The sequence below is a fragment of the Massilia brevitalea genome (genome assembly GCF_030711405.1).
In the GTDB taxonomy this organism is placed as follows: Bacteria; Pseudomonadota; Gammaproteobacteria; order Burkholderiales; family Burkholderiaceae_D; genus Telluria; species Telluria brevitalea.
On record NZ_JAULSI010000015.1, the window covers coordinates 70270 to 85284 of the forward strand.

The 15015-nt window shown below is 66.1% G+C and carries 16 protein-coding genes; 4 read left to right on the forward strand and 12 right to left on the reverse strand.

Annotated features, from left to right (window positions below; all coding sequences use genetic code 11):
- Positions 1–6 precede the first annotated feature (6 nt).
- Complete coding sequence (locus QWL29_RS11530) at positions 7–648, reverse strand: TetR/AcrR family transcriptional regulator (protein WP_305823037.1); 642 nt, start codon at positions 646–648, stop codon at positions 7–9.
- A 73-nt stretch (positions 649–721) separates the two neighbouring features.
- Between QWL29_RS11530 and bdcA the strand changes: the two genes are divergently transcribed.
- Positions 722–1435 carry an SDR family oxidoreductase gene (gene bdcA / locus QWL29_RS11535; RefSeq protein WP_305823038.1) on the forward strand — a complete coding sequence of 238 codons (714 nt, stop codon included), beginning with the start codon at positions 722–724 and terminating at the stop codon, positions 1433–1435.
- 96 nt (positions 1436–1531) lie between these two features.
- On the opposite strand, the gene QWL29_RS11540 is transcribed toward bdcA, so the two are convergent.
- The gene (locus QWL29_RS11540) at positions 1532–3841 is read right to left on the reverse strand and encodes a sensor histidine kinase (protein WP_305823039.1); all 2310 of its coding nucleotides are present in this window, start codon (positions 3839–3841) and stop codon (positions 1532–1534) included.
- Positions 3842–3980: 139 nt separating this feature from the next.
- On the opposite strand from QWL29_RS11540, the gene ribA reads away from it, so the two are divergent.
- The 3 genes from ribA (at position 3981) to QWL29_RS11555 (ending at position 7153) form a co-directional block, all read left to right on the forward strand.
- Positions 3981–4631 (forward strand): GTP cyclohydrolase II, encoded by a 651-nt coding sequence (gene ribA / locus QWL29_RS11545; protein WP_305823040.1) that lies wholly within the window; start codon positions 3981–3983, stop codon positions 4629–4631.
- A gap of 108 nt (positions 4632–4739) precedes the next feature.
- Positions 4740–6185 carry a S1 family peptidase gene (locus QWL29_RS11550; protein ID WP_305823041.1) on the forward strand — a complete coding sequence of 482 codons (1446 nt, stop codon included), beginning with the start codon at positions 4740–4742 and terminating at the stop codon, positions 6183–6185.
- Entirely contained in the window at positions 6182–7153 is a 972-nt protein-coding gene (locus QWL29_RS11555) for an FHA domain-containing protein (RefSeq protein WP_305823042.1), read from the forward strand. The genes QWL29_RS11550 and QWL29_RS11555 overlap by 4 nt, the downstream gene beginning before the upstream one ends.
- 138 nt (positions 7154–7291) lie before the next feature.
- Here the strand turns inward: QWL29_RS11555 and QWL29_RS11560 are convergent, their stop codons facing one another.
- The 10 genes from QWL29_RS11560 to nuoN form a co-directional block, all read right to left on the reverse strand.
- Positions 7292–7915 (reverse strand): phasin family protein, encoded by a 624-nt coding sequence (locus QWL29_RS11560; protein ID WP_305823043.1) that lies wholly within the window; start codon positions 7913–7915, stop codon positions 7292–7294.
- A 249-nt stretch (positions 7916–8164) separates the two neighbouring features.
- A complete protein-coding gene (locus QWL29_RS11565) occupies positions 8165–8719 on the reverse strand; it encodes an NADPH-dependent FMN reductase (RefSeq protein ID WP_305823044.1) in 555 nt (184 codons plus the stop codon).
- Between the two features lie 82 nt (positions 8720–8801).
- On the reverse strand, positions 8802–9110 hold the full coding sequence (locus QWL29_RS11570) for a hypothetical protein (RefSeq protein WP_305823045.1): 309 nt from the start codon (positions 9108–9110) through the stop codon (positions 8802–8804).
- 2 nt (positions 9111–9112) lie between these two features.
- Positions 9113–10357 (reverse strand): MFS transporter, encoded by a 1245-nt coding sequence (locus QWL29_RS11575; RefSeq protein ID WP_305823046.1) that lies wholly within the window; start codon positions 10355–10357, stop codon positions 9113–9115.
- 319 nt (positions 10358–10676) lie between these two features.
- Entirely contained in the window at positions 10677–11189 is a 513-nt protein-coding gene (gene ispF, locus QWL29_RS11580; protein WP_305823047.1) for a 2-C-methyl-D-erythritol 2,4-cyclodiphosphate synthase, read from the reverse strand.
- A 7-nt stretch (positions 11190–11196) separates the two neighbouring features.
- On the reverse strand, positions 11197–11901 hold the full coding sequence (gene ispD, locus QWL29_RS11585) for a 2-C-methyl-D-erythritol 4-phosphate cytidylyltransferase (RefSeq protein WP_305823048.1): 705 nt from the start codon (positions 11899–11901) through the stop codon (positions 11197–11199).
- Complete coding sequence (locus QWL29_RS11590) at positions 11898–12590, reverse strand: hypothetical protein (protein WP_305823049.1); 693 nt, start codon at positions 12588–12590, stop codon at positions 11898–11900. The genes ispD and QWL29_RS11590 overlap by 4 nt, the downstream gene beginning before the upstream one ends.
- Before the next feature lie 15 nt (positions 12591–12605).
- Positions 12606–13172: an NUDIX domain-containing protein gene (locus tag QWL29_RS11595; RefSeq protein WP_305823050.1), complete on the reverse strand. Its 567-nt coding sequence runs from the start codon at positions 13170–13172 to the stop codon at positions 12606–12608.
- Between the two features lie 30 nt (positions 13173–13202).
- Complete coding sequence (locus QWL29_RS11600; protein ID WP_305823051.1) at positions 13203–13505, reverse strand: DUF2818 family protein; 303 nt, start codon at positions 13503–13505, stop codon at positions 13203–13205.
- Entirely contained in the window at positions 13506–15005 is a 1500-nt protein-coding gene (gene nuoN, locus QWL29_RS11605; RefSeq protein WP_305823052.1) for an NADH-quinone oxidoreductase subunit NuoN, read from the reverse strand.
- Positions 15006–15015 lie beyond the last annotated feature (10 nt).

The window sequence follows — 15015 nt, forward strand, 5'->3', positions numbered from 1 at the left end:
GTCACCTCACTCTTGATCGATGAAACCTGAGCGCGATCCTGACGCATGGCCTGATGGACCATCCGGAAGCGCCTGCGCAAGCGCCATGCCGGCAAGCTGCGCGGTGGCGACCAGGCGCTCCAGGCTTTGCCCGTGGCGCGCGGTGGCAGAGAGTCCAGCCATGGTGGTGCTGACGAAATCGGCGAGCCGGTCCGCCTCCATCGGATAGCGCGCGGCAATCGCACGTCGAAGTACATCCTGCGCTTCAGCATGGAAGCTGGCCGCGGCTGCGCGTGCCTCCGGGTCATTGCAGTGCGTGCCTTCCAGGACCATGCAACCGGTGGCGGCTGCGTCGGCCACGTAGTACCTGGCCGCCTGCACCAGCACCTCGCCAAGCGACGCCGCCAGTGGCCGCTCAGCCTGCAATATCTCCTGCAATGGCACGGCCCCGGTGCTGGCGTAACGATCGAGCACCTGCGCATACAGGCCGCTCTTGCTGCCAAAGGCAGCATAGAAACTCGGCGGGTTGATACCGAGCTCCCTGGTCAGGTCGGCGACGCTCAGCGCATCGTACCCTTTTGTATGAAACAGGCGCTGGGCGGTGGCCAGTGCCTTGTCCAGGTCAAATTGCCGGGGGCGGCCACGGGTCGCTATAGTTTTTGTAGTCATGATTACAGAAATACCTTGACAGCGGAGATGATGAATATTGTATCATCCGCTACATTAATCGAAAGGAGTCGTCATGACGGATTTTACGAACAAATCGGTATTGGTACTGGGCGGCAGCCGCGGCATTGGCGCGGCAATCGTGCGCCGCTTTGCGGCAGACGGCGCAAGGGTTGCATTCACTTACGCCGGGTCGCCCGACGCGGCGCAGCGCGTGGCAAGCGAAACGGGCAGCACCGCCTTCCTGGCGGACAGCGCCGACCGGGATGCCGTCATCGAACGGGTGCGCGCAAGCGGTCCACTCGATGTGCTGGTGGTGAATTCCGGCATTGCGATCTTCGGCGACGCGCTGGAGCAGGACCCGGACATGGTCGATCGCCTGTTCCGTATCAATATCCACGCTCCGTATCACGCCTCGGTCGAAGCGGCGCGGCAGATGCCCGAAGGCGGGCGGATCATCGTGATCGGCTCGGTGAACGGTGATCGCATGCCCTTGCCCGGCATGGCGTCCTATGCGGTGAGCAAGTCTGCACTGCAAGGCCTGGCGCGCGGCCTGGCACGAGACTTCGGCCCGCGTGGCATTACCATCAATGTCGTGCAGCCTGGACCGATCGATACCGACGCCAATCCGGCGGATGGGCCGATGAAGGACCTGATGCACAGCTTCATGGCAATCAAGCGCCATGGCCGTGCCGACGAGGTAGCCGCAATGGTGGCCTGGCTGGCCGGGCCTGAAGCGGGCTTCGTGACCGGGGCGATGCACACGATCGACGGTGCCTTCGGCGCCTGACCGATTCTGGTCCAATATGGTAGAGCTCGTGTCCGGATGTCAGACTTGACCCCGGCTTTGCGGCTTTGCGTAACCCCGGCTTTGCGGGCTTTGCCTTCAATCCTGCACCAGCGGCAAATCCACCATAAACGTCGTCCCCTGCCCCGCCGCCGTCTCGAACCCGATCCGCCCCCCATGCTCTTCGACCAGGCTCTTGGTGATACTCAAGCCCAGCCCAGTCCCGCCCTTCTGCCTGGTATCCGCCCCATCCGCCTGCGCAAAGCGCTGGAATACGCGCGCCTGGAAAGCAGGCGGAATTCCCGCCCCCTGGTCGCGCACGGCCAGGCGCGCGCATTGGCCGTGTTCGGCCAGCACCAGCGTCACCGTCCCGCCGCGCGGCGAAAACTTGATGGCGTTCGACAGCAGGTTGGTCAGCACCTGCACCAGCCGGTCGCGGTCGATCGCGGCGGCGAGGTCGCGCGCGGGTTCGCTGCACTCGAGTTGCAGCTGCACGCCGAGTTGGCCGGCATAGCCTTCCATCGAGTCGAGCGCATGTTCCGCCACCGGCAACAGCAGCTGCGCGCGCCGTTCGAACTGCATGCCGCCGGCCTCGATCTTTTGCAAATCGAGCACGTCGTTCACCAGCCGCACCAGGCGTTCGCTGCTGTCGTTGGCCAGGTTCACCAGCTGCGCCACGTCGGGCGGCAGCTCGCCGGCCATGCCGTCGGCCAGCATCGATAGCGAGGCGCGGATCGAGGTCAGCGGCGTGCGCAGTTCGTGCGAGACGGTGGAGACGAACTCGCTCTTCATGCGGTCCACCTTCTTGCGCTCGGAAATATCGTGCAGGAAGACGGCGAAGAAGACGCCGTCGCTGCCGCTGGCCAGGGCCGCCGTCATCTCGATCGGGAACTCGACGCCCTGGCGGTTGATCACGATGCGCTCGGCGCGCTTTTCCAGCAGCACGCTGTGGCCGGTGGCGCGGAACTGGTCGATGGCGCGCACCGTGCTGGCGCGAAAGCGCTGGGGCACGATGATCTCGGGCATCGGCCAGCCCAGCACTTCGCTGCGCTTCCAGCCGAACATGCGCTCGGCTGCGCTGTTCCAGTCGGTGACCAGGCCGCGCAGGTCGACGCCCAGGAAGGCATCCTGGGCCGCCTCGACGATGGCTCCGACGCGCTGCTCGCTGGCCTGCACCGCCGCCAGCGCGCGCTCCAGTTCGGCCGTGCGCGCCTCGACCCGTGCTTCCAGGGTCGCGTTCAGGCCCTGCAGGTCGGCGCGTCCGCGCACCAGGTCGCCCACCAGGGCGTTCAGGGTGTCCGACAGGCGCTCGACCTCGAGATAGGTGCTGCTTGCGCTGTCGAGCCGGACGCTGGCGCCGCGCCGGATGCGGTCGGCCTCGCGCACCAGCTGGCCCAGCGGCTGGGTGATGTAGCGCGCCACCAGCACGCCGACCACCGAGACCAGCACCGCCAGCGCGATGCCGCTCCACAGCGCACGCTCGCGCAGGCGCAGCGCCGGGGCATAGGCGTCGTCCACGGCCTGGCGCACCAGCACGGTCCAGCCCAGGCCCGGATACGTTTCGAAACCCTTGCTGCGCGCATAGGCGACCAGGTAAGAATGGCCGTCCGGCCAGCGCTCGACCAGGAAGCCGGCGTCCTGCTTTTGCGCGGCGTGGAAGCTCGGCAAATCGAGGGTCTGGCCCTGCACGTCCTTGGGCCCCAGCAGGACGACGCCGGCGCTGCTGACGATCAGGGCCTCGACCCGGCCGCCGCGCGCGGCCAGCGGCGCCATCACCGAACGCTCGACGGCGCGCGCCCACTGCCAGGAGAGGTGGGCGCCGAGTACGCCAATGGTCTTGCCATCGCGGTCGAGGTAAGGGAAAGCGACATCGACGAAGCGGCGCGGCTCGCCGTCCTGCTTCGGCAGGATGCGCGCCAGCAGCGCCGCTTCGTGGACGTCGCCGACGTTCACGCCGCGCAGGGCATTGCGGAACCAGGGCCGCTGCGTGACATCCGCTCCTTCGAGCAGCCCGCGCCCCGCCACCTGCACGCGGCCGTCGAGGCCGGCGATGCCGATCCAGTCGTAGAAGCCGTAGGTGTCCTGGATGGCGTCGAGCACGGCGCGGCGCTCGGCCTGGGACGCATTCCCGGGCGCCAGGTCGCGGCGCTGGGCCAGCAGGCGCACTTCACGGTAGCGTTCGAACATGCCACGGTCGAGTTTGTCCGACGTCTGCAGGGCCAGTTCGCGCAGGCCATGGCCGATGCTGGTTTCCACCTGGCCGGTGGCGGCGATGTCGACCACTTCCACCAGCAGCAGGGTCAGCACGATGGACAGCAGCGAAAAGGCCATGGCCAGCCAGGTGCCGAGCGAGCGGCGCCGGCTTCGGGGCGGGCTGACTGCCGGGAGGTCGTTCGTTGCGCGGTCCATGGTCGATAGTATTGGTTGTTTCGCAAGCCTACCATGGCGCATGGCTGCCCGGCCATACCGCTCGTGGCCGCTTCAGCGCACGGGATGGCGCGAAATCTTCTATACTTACCGGTTACCACTTACCGCACCAAGACCCAGCATGTCCGAGAACACCGCAACCGCCGCCGCACCATTGCTCGACTACGTTACGTCCTGCGCCCTGCCCACGCCCTGGGCCCAGTTCACGCTGCACGCCTTTGTCGAGCACAGCACGGGCAAGGAACACCTGGTGATGGCGCTCGGCGACATCGGCAACGGCGAGCCGGTGCTGGCGCGCGTGCACTCGGAATGCCTCACCGGCGACGTGCTGTTCTCGCAGCGCTGCGACTGCGGCGCCCAGCTCGAAGGCGCACTCAAGCGCATCGCAGCCGAGGGCCGCGGCGCCCTGCTCTACCTGCGCCAGGAAGGCCGCGGCATCGGCCTGGTGAATAAAATCCGCGCCTACCGCCTGCAGGAAGCCGGCGCCGATACGGTCGAAGCCAACCTGCAGCTGGGCTTCCATGCCGACGCGCGCAATTACGAGCTGTGCCGCCCGATGCTGGAACAGTTCGGCATCAAGCAGGTCAAGCTGATGACCAACAACCCGCGCAAGATCGACGCCCTGACCCGCCTGGGAATCGACGTCACCGAGCGCGTGCCGCTGCTGGTCAACCGCAACGCCTTCAACAACAGCTACCTGAACACCAAGCAGGCCAAGCTCGGCCACATGATGACGCCCGCCGAAACCGTGGCGGAAGATGGCGAATTGTAGAATTGTAAGGTCGTGCACGTTGGCTGGTCTGGTGGCAGAATAGGTTCACCCTAGCCACCGATGTGCGCGGCAGCGGCCGCTTGTCGGCTGCTGCCGGCGCCGACAGCCATGCGACGCGCCGCCAGCTTCTTCCTGCTGTCCTGCCTGAGCACGTCCCTCGCCGCAACTGGCGACAGGCCCGCTGCGCCCTTGAAACAGACGGCCGCGCAGCCGGCAGCCAGGCCGGACACGCCGCCTCCGACCGCACCACCGCTGGTCACCCCGCCGGCTACACCTCCCGCCGCCACGCCGCAGGCGCCCGGCCCCGGCGAAACCGATACCACCACGACCTTGCCCCAGCCCTCCTCGGCGGCCCAGGAACTGTATTCCTCGGCCCAGGGCGATCTGCTGCAGATCCGCATGCTGCTCAGGAACGGCCGCACTCAGTCCACGGTCGGCTCCGGCTTCCTGGTCGGCGACTCGAACCTGGTGCTGACGAATTACCACGTGGTGTCGCAGATGGCGCTCGACCCGGACGTCTACGCCGGAGAGTATGTCGACACCGACGGCAACCGCGGGCCGATCGAGCTGCTGGCGGTCGACGTGCTGCACGACCTGGCGGTAGTGCGTGTCAACCGGCAAGGCAGCGGCTTTTTTATCGTGCCCGAGAAGCCTGTCAAACTCACGCAGGGCCAGCCGCTGTACTCGCTCGGCAATCCGCTCGACCTCGGCTTTGCCATTTCCGAAGGCGCCTACAACGGCGTGGTCAGCCGCAGCTTCTATGACCAGCTCATTTTCAGTGGCCCGATCAATTCCGGGATGAGCGGCGGGCCGAGCGTGACGGCCGGCGGCACCGTGGCCGGGATCAATGTATCGAAGCGGCGCGACGGCGAGGCGGTCAGCTTTTTGGTACCCGTGAAGTATGCGCAGGACTTGCTGAAGACGGTGGCGCTGCAAGGCGCGCCCCCCAGGGATTTCAATCCGCTGATCGCCGCGCAATTGCTGGCGCACCAGAGGGCGATGGTGGCGCGCCTGCTCGACACGCCGCTGGCGATCAAGAACATGGGGCCCTACCGGGTGCCGGTGCGCGAATCCGGCCAGGTGCGCTGCTGGGGGCGCTCGAACGTGAAGGCCGAGACGTCCTACAGTGCCGACACCCTGAGCTGCGCGATGGAGTCGGCGATCTACGTCTCCGACACCCAGCAGACCGGGCACGTGTCGATGACCCACCAGTACCTGCGCTCGCCTTCGCTGCACCCGCTGCGCTTCGCGGCCCTGGCCAGCAGCCAGTTCCGCATCGACCGCCTCGGCAGCACGCGCGACACGCGCCTCACCGGGCCGCTGTGCAGCGAGCGCTTCGTGCATACCAACACCCTGCCGCTGCGCGCCGTCACCTGCGTGCGCGCCTACCGCAAATTCCCTGGCCTGTACAACTTTACGTTGCTGACGGCCAGCACCGACAATCCGCAAGCCAGCCTGCAAAGCCGGCTCGACGTCACCGGCGTGTCCTACGACAACGGCATGCGCGTCACGCGCGCCTTCCTGAATGCGCTCGGGCGCAGCGGGAAACTATGACGGGCCCGTGGTTCATCGAAACCCTGGCGCGCAACGGCGACGTGCTGCACCGCCACCGCGTCGACACGCTGCCGATCCGCATCGGGCGCGGCTACGACAACGACTACATCCTCGACGACGCCTACGTGGCGCCGCGCCACGCGCAGGTGGAGCGTGACGGCAACGGCGGCCTGCTGCTGCGCGACCTCGGCACGCGCAACGGCGTGGTCCACCGCGGCAGGCGCACGGCCACGCTGGCGCTGGACGGCGACACCGTGGTGCGCCTCGGGCATACCAGCCTGCGCGTGCGCGCGGCGGATTTCCGGGTGGCGGCCGAACTGCTCGACCGCACCCGGCACGGCTGGGAAGGCATCCTGCCCGGCCTGGCCGGCACGGCGCTGATCGCGCTGGTGGCCCTGTTCACGATGTGGCTGGCCGATACCCAGCCGTTCCGCCTGTTCCGCTACCTGGCGGCGCTGGCCTACGGCATCGGCGCCGGGCTGGTCTGGGCCGGACTGTGGGCGCTCGGCAACCGCCTGTTCGGGCGCCATGCACGGCTGGGGCGGCATCTGTTCATTTTCGGCTGCGGGGTGGCGGTGCTGATGCTGTTCCGGCTGGTCTCCAGCGCCATCGGCTACTCCTTGTCGATCGAGGTGTTCACGCGCTATGGCTCGCACGTGGCGATCGTGCTGGTGGCGGGCATGGTGTACTTCCACCTGACGACGGTAGCGCCGCGCCCGCGCCGGCGCTTCACGGCGCTCTGCGCGCTGCTGGCCCTGCTTGGATCCGGGCTGGTACTCATCAGCAACGAGGGGCGTAACGGGCGCCTGGCCGACGAGCTCTACATGTCGGTGCTGCTGCCACCCGACATGCGCGCCACGCCGGATGCCTCGGTGGATGAGTTCATGGACGACGTGGCGGCGATGAAGGCCGAGCTGGACCGGGAGCGGGCCGAGGACGAGGATGCGCGGGAAGACAGCGCGCACTGAAAGTACGCGTTGCCGCAGCTTGTACCGAATGCTTGCGCAACCCGGTTTACCTTGCGCATCAAAGTACGCATCCGTCTGCATGTGGTGGGTTCGAGAACCCACCCTACAGAACCGACGCTGACTCAAACGCCAGGTGCCCTATGCGCCGCGGCCGGCCTGGGAGCCGGCAGGATTGCCATCGCCGCGCCCGATGCCGGCGCCCTGGCCAGCCTGCACGTGCGCACCGGTATTACCCTGCGAAGCCTGCGAGGTTTGCGCGTCGCCCCCGGCGCGGCGCGGTTCGGCCTGGCCATTGCCGGTATAGCCGGAACGCACGAACGGATCGGTGAAGCACTCCACGGTTTCCTGCGACTTGCGCAGGCCCCGTTCGGTCTCTTCGCTTGCCGTGCGCGACACTTCGTCGGCCAGGGCGCGGGCGGTACGCGAGGTGTTCTGTACGTGCTGTTCGGTGACGCGGGCCAGTTCGACCTGGGCGTCGGCCGCCAGGCGCGAGATGTGCTGTTGGTAGGCGCGCAGCTTTTCGCTGGCCGGCTGGGCGCGCGCTGCCGCGGCGCTGATCACCTCGCTCTGGCGGTCGGCCGTGATCAGTTGCTGGCCGGCGATGGTGCTTTCCTCGAGCATGGTTTGTACCAGCTGGATGTTCAGGTCGCACATCTGCTGGAAGGATTGGAAGAAGGATTTCGACACGTCGTTCAGGAAAGCGGTCTGCGCGTCCAGGTGGGTGCGCACCGCCGGATGCACGGATTGGGAAAATGGGTACATTCTTCGCCTCGTTAGGTGTGGTTGTTGGTCGATGTTCCCGATGCCGTAACAAGCACCGCATGCGGGAAAGCCGTGGGAAGCGGACCGGTCCTTCCCGACCGGGGAAAGCCGCCCTTCACACGAGCTACAAGGCTAAGGGGGCAGCGACCTGCGCGTTTGCGGCTTGTCAAAAGTGCGCGGCTGGGGCGATGAATGAAAATCGCCGGCACTGGCCGGCGATGTGGAGGACAGCGGCAGGCGCGGCCGCGTTCAGGCGCTGTGTTTTTCGACCCAGCCGGCAAAGGTGTCGACGAAAGTTTGCAGGAAGTCGCGCAGCGAGTCGTCGGTGAGCCGGTCGCCGTCGAACTTGGTGGCGATGCCGCCGAGGTAGGCTTCCGGCGCCGGCATGGCCGGCATGTTCAGGAAAGGCAGCATCTGGCGCAGGTGGTGGTTGGCGCCGAAGCCGCCCAGCGCACCCGGCGACTGGCTGACGATGGCGCAGGGTTTGTTGGTCCAGGCCGCCTTGCCGTAGGGACGCGAGCCAACGTCGATGGCGTTCTTCAGCGCGCCCGGCACCGAGCGGTTGTATTCGGGCGTGATAAAGAGCACGCCGTCGGCGGCGCGGATGCTGTCGCGGAAGGCGGTAAAGGCCGGCGGCGGCGTCTCGGTGTCGTCGTCCTGGTTGTAGATCGGCAGGTCACGGATCTCGACGATTTCCATGTCGAGCTTGCCGGCGGCGAGCCCGATCATCGTCTTGGCGATCTTGCCGCTGAACGAGTCCTTGCGCAGGCTGCCCACCACGATGGCGATTTTCTTGGTTGCCATTTACTCCCCTTTCTTCTTCGTTAGCAAAGTCCCGATAGTAAACATTTTTGTATCGGGATGTGCGCAGCGACGAATTGGGGAGTTATATCCGACCGCGGCGGAAGGCGGCCAGGAACTTCTTCGCCTTCGCCGCATCGAGCACCTGCACCGGGTCGCCGTGCCAGGCGTACAAGAAAGGTTCGCCGCCGAGGCGGTCGGTGAGCTTGGCCTGCAGCAGGAAGCGCGTCCCTGCCGGATATTGCTCTGGGTCGCTCAGGGCCCTGGCGCACTGCACCCGCATCGATGGCGCAAAGGCTTGTCCAGGCATGGGCCGGATGCACAGCTTGCCGCTGCGCGGGTCGACCACCGAGTGCACCGCCACTTCGCGGTAGGCCCAGGTATCGCGCGCCATGCTTAAGCTTTCGCCAGTGCGCCGGCGCGCGCCACCGGCGCCTCGCGGATCGGCAGGTTGATCAGGGCCGCGGCAATGGCCAGCGCGATGTCGGCGTACCACATCCAGCTGAAGTCACCGAAGCGCACGAACGCCAGGCCGCCCAGCCAGGCGCCGAAAAAGCCGCCGATCTGGTGCGACAGCAGCGTCAGGCCGAACAGCGTGGCCAGGTAGCGCGTGCCGAACAGCTTGCCGACCAGGCCGGCCGTTGGGGGCACCGTGGCCAGCCAGGTGAAGCCGAGGGCGGCGGCGAAGATGTAGAAGGTCAGTGCGGTCTTCGGCGCGAGCAGGTAGATGCCGATGATGACGGCGCGGCTGGCGTACATCAGGGCCAGCAGGTTTTTCATGCGGTAGCGCGTCGAGAGCGCGCCGGCCGTCAGGCTGCCGGCGATGTTGAACAGGCCGATCAGGCCAAGCGCGGTGCCGGCCACGCCCACCGGCAGGCCGCACAAGGCGACTTCGCCCGGCAGGTGGGTGACCAGGAAGGCGATGTGGAAGCCGCAGGTAAAGAACCCTGCGTGCAGGAACAGGTAGCTGCGGTCGCGCATGGCCTGGCGCAGTTGTTCGGTGAGGCCGATGCCGATGACGGGGGCGGCGCCGGCGGCGGCCACGCTCGGCGCCGATGCAGGCTTCTTGCGCAGGAACCAGGCCAGCGGAATGGTGAGCAAGGTGGTGGCGGCCATGGTGAGCATGGCGAGTATCCAGCCGGGGCCGGCGATCAGCGCCTGCATCAGCGGTGCGAAGACGAACTGGCCGAAGGAGCCGCCGGCGTTGATGAAGCCGGAGGCAAAGGGGCGGCGCGTGGCGGGCAGGCGCTGGGCGGTGGCGCCGATCAGGATCGAGAAGCTGCCGGCGCCGGCGCCTGCCGCCGAGAGGATGCCGAGGGTCAGCATCAGGCCCCATTCCGAGCTGACGAAAGGCGTAGCGGCCAGGCCGGCGGCCAGCAGCACGGCGCCAAGGACGATCACGCGCGCGGGGCCGTATTTGTCGGCCACGGCGCCGAACACGGGCTGCGAGGCGCCCCACATGAATTGGCCGATGGCCATGGCGAAGCTGATGCTGGCGATGCCGAGGCCGGTGGAGGTGTTGATCGGCGAGAGGAACAGGCCGGTGGTCAGGCGCGCGCCCATGGTGATCATCAGGATGGCGCTGGCGGCCAGGATCAGCACCCAGGCGGCGCGGGGGGACATCTCGGTTTGCGTTGTCATTGTTATTCCCCGGAATGGACGCGTTGGACACGCGTGGGTCAGGGATGGTATTTTAGCAACGATGTGCGGGGCGTGCAGAGGGTTGGCAGTTTTTGCCGATGATTTGGCTGGTGAGGTGTCGGCCGCGGTGGGGTGTGTTGCCGTACGACCGCGTGGGCACGAGTGCCCACCCTACGTGGAGCGGGTTTTCGTAGGGTGGGCACTTGTGCCCACGCGGTGCGGCGCATGCAGGTCGAAATGCCAGCTCAATCCGCCGACATCTTCATCAACACCCCTCCGACTGCCGTGCCGGTCGTGTTTCCCGATATGGGCGAGGTCGTTAGGCCGCGGCGCGGATCAGCATCGCCACCGCTTCCGCCGCCATGCCTTCTTCGCGGCCGAGGTAGCCCAGCTTCTCGTTGGTCTTGGCCTTGATGTTCACCTGTTGCGGCGACACGCCCAGGTCTTCGGCGATGCGCGAGACCATTTGCGGGATGTGCGGCGCCATCTTCGGCTGCTGGGCAATGATGGTGGCGTCGACGTTGCCGATGGTGTAGCCGGTGGCAAGGACACGGGTCGCCGCCTCGCGCAACAGCGTACGGGAATCGGCGCCGGCGAACATCGGGTCCGTATCCGGGAAATGCTTGCCGATGTCGCCCAGCGCCGCGGCGCCGAGCAGCGCGTCGATGATCGCGTGCAGCAGAACGTCGGCGTCGGAATGGCCGAACAGGCCGAGGCGGTGTGGGATGGTGACGCCGCCGACGATCAGCTTGCGGCCTTCCACCAGGCGGTGGCAGTCGTAGCCGGTGCCGATGCGAAACGGTGGGGTCGGGTTATAAGATGCAAGTGCCATGGTTCGTTTACAGGAATGCGGGTTGGGTCGTTGCCAGGTACATCTCGGCAATGCGTACGTCGCCGGGCAAGGTGACTTTCAGATTGCGCGGATCGCCCTCGACCAGTTTCGGCGACAGGCCCAGCGCTTCGACGGCCGAGGCGTCGTCGGTGATCTGCTTCATGTCGCGTGCAGCGGCCAAGGCCTCGCGCAGCAGCTTGTAGCGGAACATCTGCGGCGTCTGCGCCAGCCACATGCCTTCGCGCGAGACGGTGCCGACTTCGCCGGCGATGCAGCGCTTGACGGTGTCCACCACCGGCAGCGCGAGCACGCCGCCGACCGGGTGTTCGCCGGTATGGGTAATCAGTTTTTCGATCAGGGCTTCGTCCAGGCCAGGGCGGGCGGCGTCGTGTACCAGCACCCAGTCGTTTTCGCGCAGGGTGCCGTTCAGGGCGGCCAGGCCGTTCTGCACCGATTCGGCGCGTGTTGCGCCGCCGCATCGGAGCACGGTCACGCCGTGGCTGGGGACGATGCTGTCGATGACAGGATCGTCGGCGCTGACCACGACATAGGTATGCGCGATCAGTTCGCTGAACAGGAAAGCGTCGATGGCGTGGCGCAGCATCGGCTTGCCGCCGATCTTGACGTATTGCTTCGGTCCGCTTGCGGCCATGCGCGCCCCGACGCCGGCTGCGGGGATCAAAGCGAAGTAACGTGGAGCTAAGGAATTCATGTGTTGTTTTTTCGTTTTGCCGGTCTAATAAGAGACTGTACCTCACCTGCACAAACTTTGCCGAGACGCGCGTATTCCTGCGGAGTATCAATTGCTGCCTGCAAGGCCTCTACTTTCGCCATCTCGTTCTTGATGAAGCGCATCCAACCAGTGTCTATCTCGCGCTGCAACAAATTGCGCGCTTGCCCCGCCGGCGCGTACAGCGGCTTGCCGGCGAAACGCGCCTCGAGCGCTGCCCGCACCACCTTTTCCGCACGCGGCAGGAAATCCATGTAGGCGTTCAGGTGGCGCATCTCATGTGTGAGGATTTCCTTGTACGCGCAGGTGCCCGGCGTAAACTCGCGGCCCACGTAGACGATGATCGGGAGATAGGTCAGGTTGACGTCGAGGCGTGGCGCCACGCATTCGTAGCCGGTGGCCGGGTCGGACAGCATGCGCCCCTTCACGCCGATCGACACGTGCGACTCGGCCCGCGTCAGCCCAAGCACATAGCTGCCGGGGGCGCGGTTGCCTTTCAGCCGGGTCAGGCCGTGGAAAGAATAGGAATTGTCGACGCGGTAGCCGTTCTGGCGCAGCGTAAACACCGAGATGCTGTCGCCGATGGTGTCTTCGCATCGGGCCTGGAACGGCGTGCGCGCGCTCGCGGGGGCCAGCGTGAACAGAGAGGCCAGCGCAAGCGCGATTTTCATTTCGGCGGGGGAGTCTCAGGCGGCGGGGGTCCAGGTTCCGCTGACGATTTTCTCCAGCCAGAACGCGCCGATGATGGTCTTCACGTCGGTGATCTCGCCGCTTTTGACCATCTCCATCAACTCCGGCACGGTGACGGTGAAGGTTTCCAGGAACTCGCCGTCGTCGAGCTTCGGCTCGCCGGCGGTGAGGCCGCGCGCCAGGAACAGTTCCAAATGTTCGTCGGAATACGCGATGGCGTTGTGGATGGTGCACACGAAGCGCCAGTCGCTGGCGGTGTAGCCGGTTTCCTCTTCGAGCTCGCGCCGGGCGCAGGCCAGGTGTTCTTCGCCGAGGTCGATCTTCCCGGCCGGGAACTCGATGAAGACTTTGTCGTTCGGGTAGCGGAACTGGCGTTCGAGCAGCACGCGGCCATCGTCGAACAGGGGCAGGATGCAGACGGCGCCGGGATGGCGGATGTACTCGCGGTGGGTGATTTTACCGTCGGGCAGCTGGATGCGGTCGCGCGAGACTTTTAAAAACTTGCCGTCGTAGGCGACTTCGCCGTCGAGGCGAATTTCCTTCAATTGCGATTGCGAATCCATTGGACTCCCAGGTTGACCCTACGTTGACGATCAGCGGCGCTTGCGCAGGTTACGTAGGACAAACCCTGGAAACGCCAGCACGACGAACAGGCAGCCCGTGATCGCATAGAACTCCCACCCCTGGGCAAACACGTTGCCGATGGCGTATTCCAATGCGTAGGCCAGTGCGCCGACGATGAAGTATAAGACAAGCAGCTCGAGCAGGCGCACGAAGAAGGGTTTCGTGCGCGCGCTCATGGGAATCAACCCAAACAACTTATCGTTCGCGAACGGCAGGTTGGCGGCGGCGAGCGCCACCGCCACCACCAGCCAGCCGGCCAGCGAAACGTCCAATCAAGCCGCCAGGGTAGCGCGGATCGCCTGCAGGCAGGTGCCCAGCAGTGCGCCCGGCACGATGCCCAGCACCAGCACGGCGATGCCGTTGATCGACAGCGCCAGGCGCATGTCGGCCGGGGTAGCGATCGGGGTGGTGTCGACCGCTTCGTCGAACCACATGGTCTTCACAACGCGCAGGTAGTAGAAGGCCCCGATCAGCGAGAACAGCACGGCCACCACGGCCAGCCAGATCATGCCGGTGTTGGCGACGGCCTGCAGGACGGCCCACTTGGCCATGAAGCCCATCATCGGCGGCACGCCGGCCAGCGAGAACATCAGCACCGTCATGACGATCGCGAACCACGGGCTGCGGCGGCCCAGGCCCTTGAAGTCGGCGATCTGCTCGGCTTCGAAGCCCGAACGCGCCAGCATCATGATCACGCCGAAGCTGCCCAGGGTGGTCAGGACGTAGGTGATCGACGAGTACATGGCGGCGCTGTAGGCGGCTGGCATGTTGCTGGTGTCGCCGCCGACCACGCCGGCCATCATGGCCAGCAGGACGAAGCCCATCTGGGCGATCGACGAGTAGGCCAGCAGGCGCTTGATGTTGGTCTGGGCGATGGCGGTCAGGTTACCGATGGCCAGCGACAGCACGGCCAGCACCATCAGCATCTGCTGCCAGTCGGCAGCCATGCTCGGCAGGCCTTCGACCAGCACGCGCATCAGCATGGCGAATGCGGCCAGCTTCGGCGCACCGCCCAGCAGCAGGGTCACCGCGGTCGGCGCGCCCTGGTAGACGTCCGGCGCCCACATGTGGAACGGCACCGCGCCCAGCTTGAAGGCCATGCCGGCCACCACGAACACCAGGCCGAAGGTCAGGATGGTGCTGTCGGCGTTGATGGCGCGGGCGGCGATCTCGTTGACGTCGAGCGAACCGGTGGCGCCGTAGATCATCGAGATACCGTAGAGCATGAAGCCCGAGGCCAGCGCACCCAGGATGAAGTACTTCATCGAGGCTTCGGTCGAGGTCGCGTGGTCGCGGCGCAGCGCCACCAGGGCGTACAGCGACAGCGACATCAGTTCCAGGCCCAGGTAGATCGACAGCATGCTGTTACCCGAGATCATGATCATCTGGCCCAGCATGGCGAACAGCGCGAGCACATAAAACTCGCCGCCCAGGTTACCCGAGAGCATGCCGCGCTCGGTGGCGTACTGGCGCGAATACACCAGCGTGATGGCGACCGCCAGGTAGGTAAACAGCTTGAGCAGGTTGCCCATCGGGTCCGACACGTACATGTGGTTGAACGTGTAGACGGTGGCGCCGTCGACGAAGTCGGCGCCGGTGAGCACGGCGCAGCCGATCACCGTCAGCAGCGACAGGTAATAGGTCACGTTGCGGTTCGACTTCTTCAGGTAGAGGTCGATCAGCAGGATCGCGGAAGCCGCGATCAGCAGGAAGATTTCGGCATAGACCGGCACCAGGTTGGTGTCGGCCGCCGCGAGCAATGGGTTGGTCATCTCGTTCATA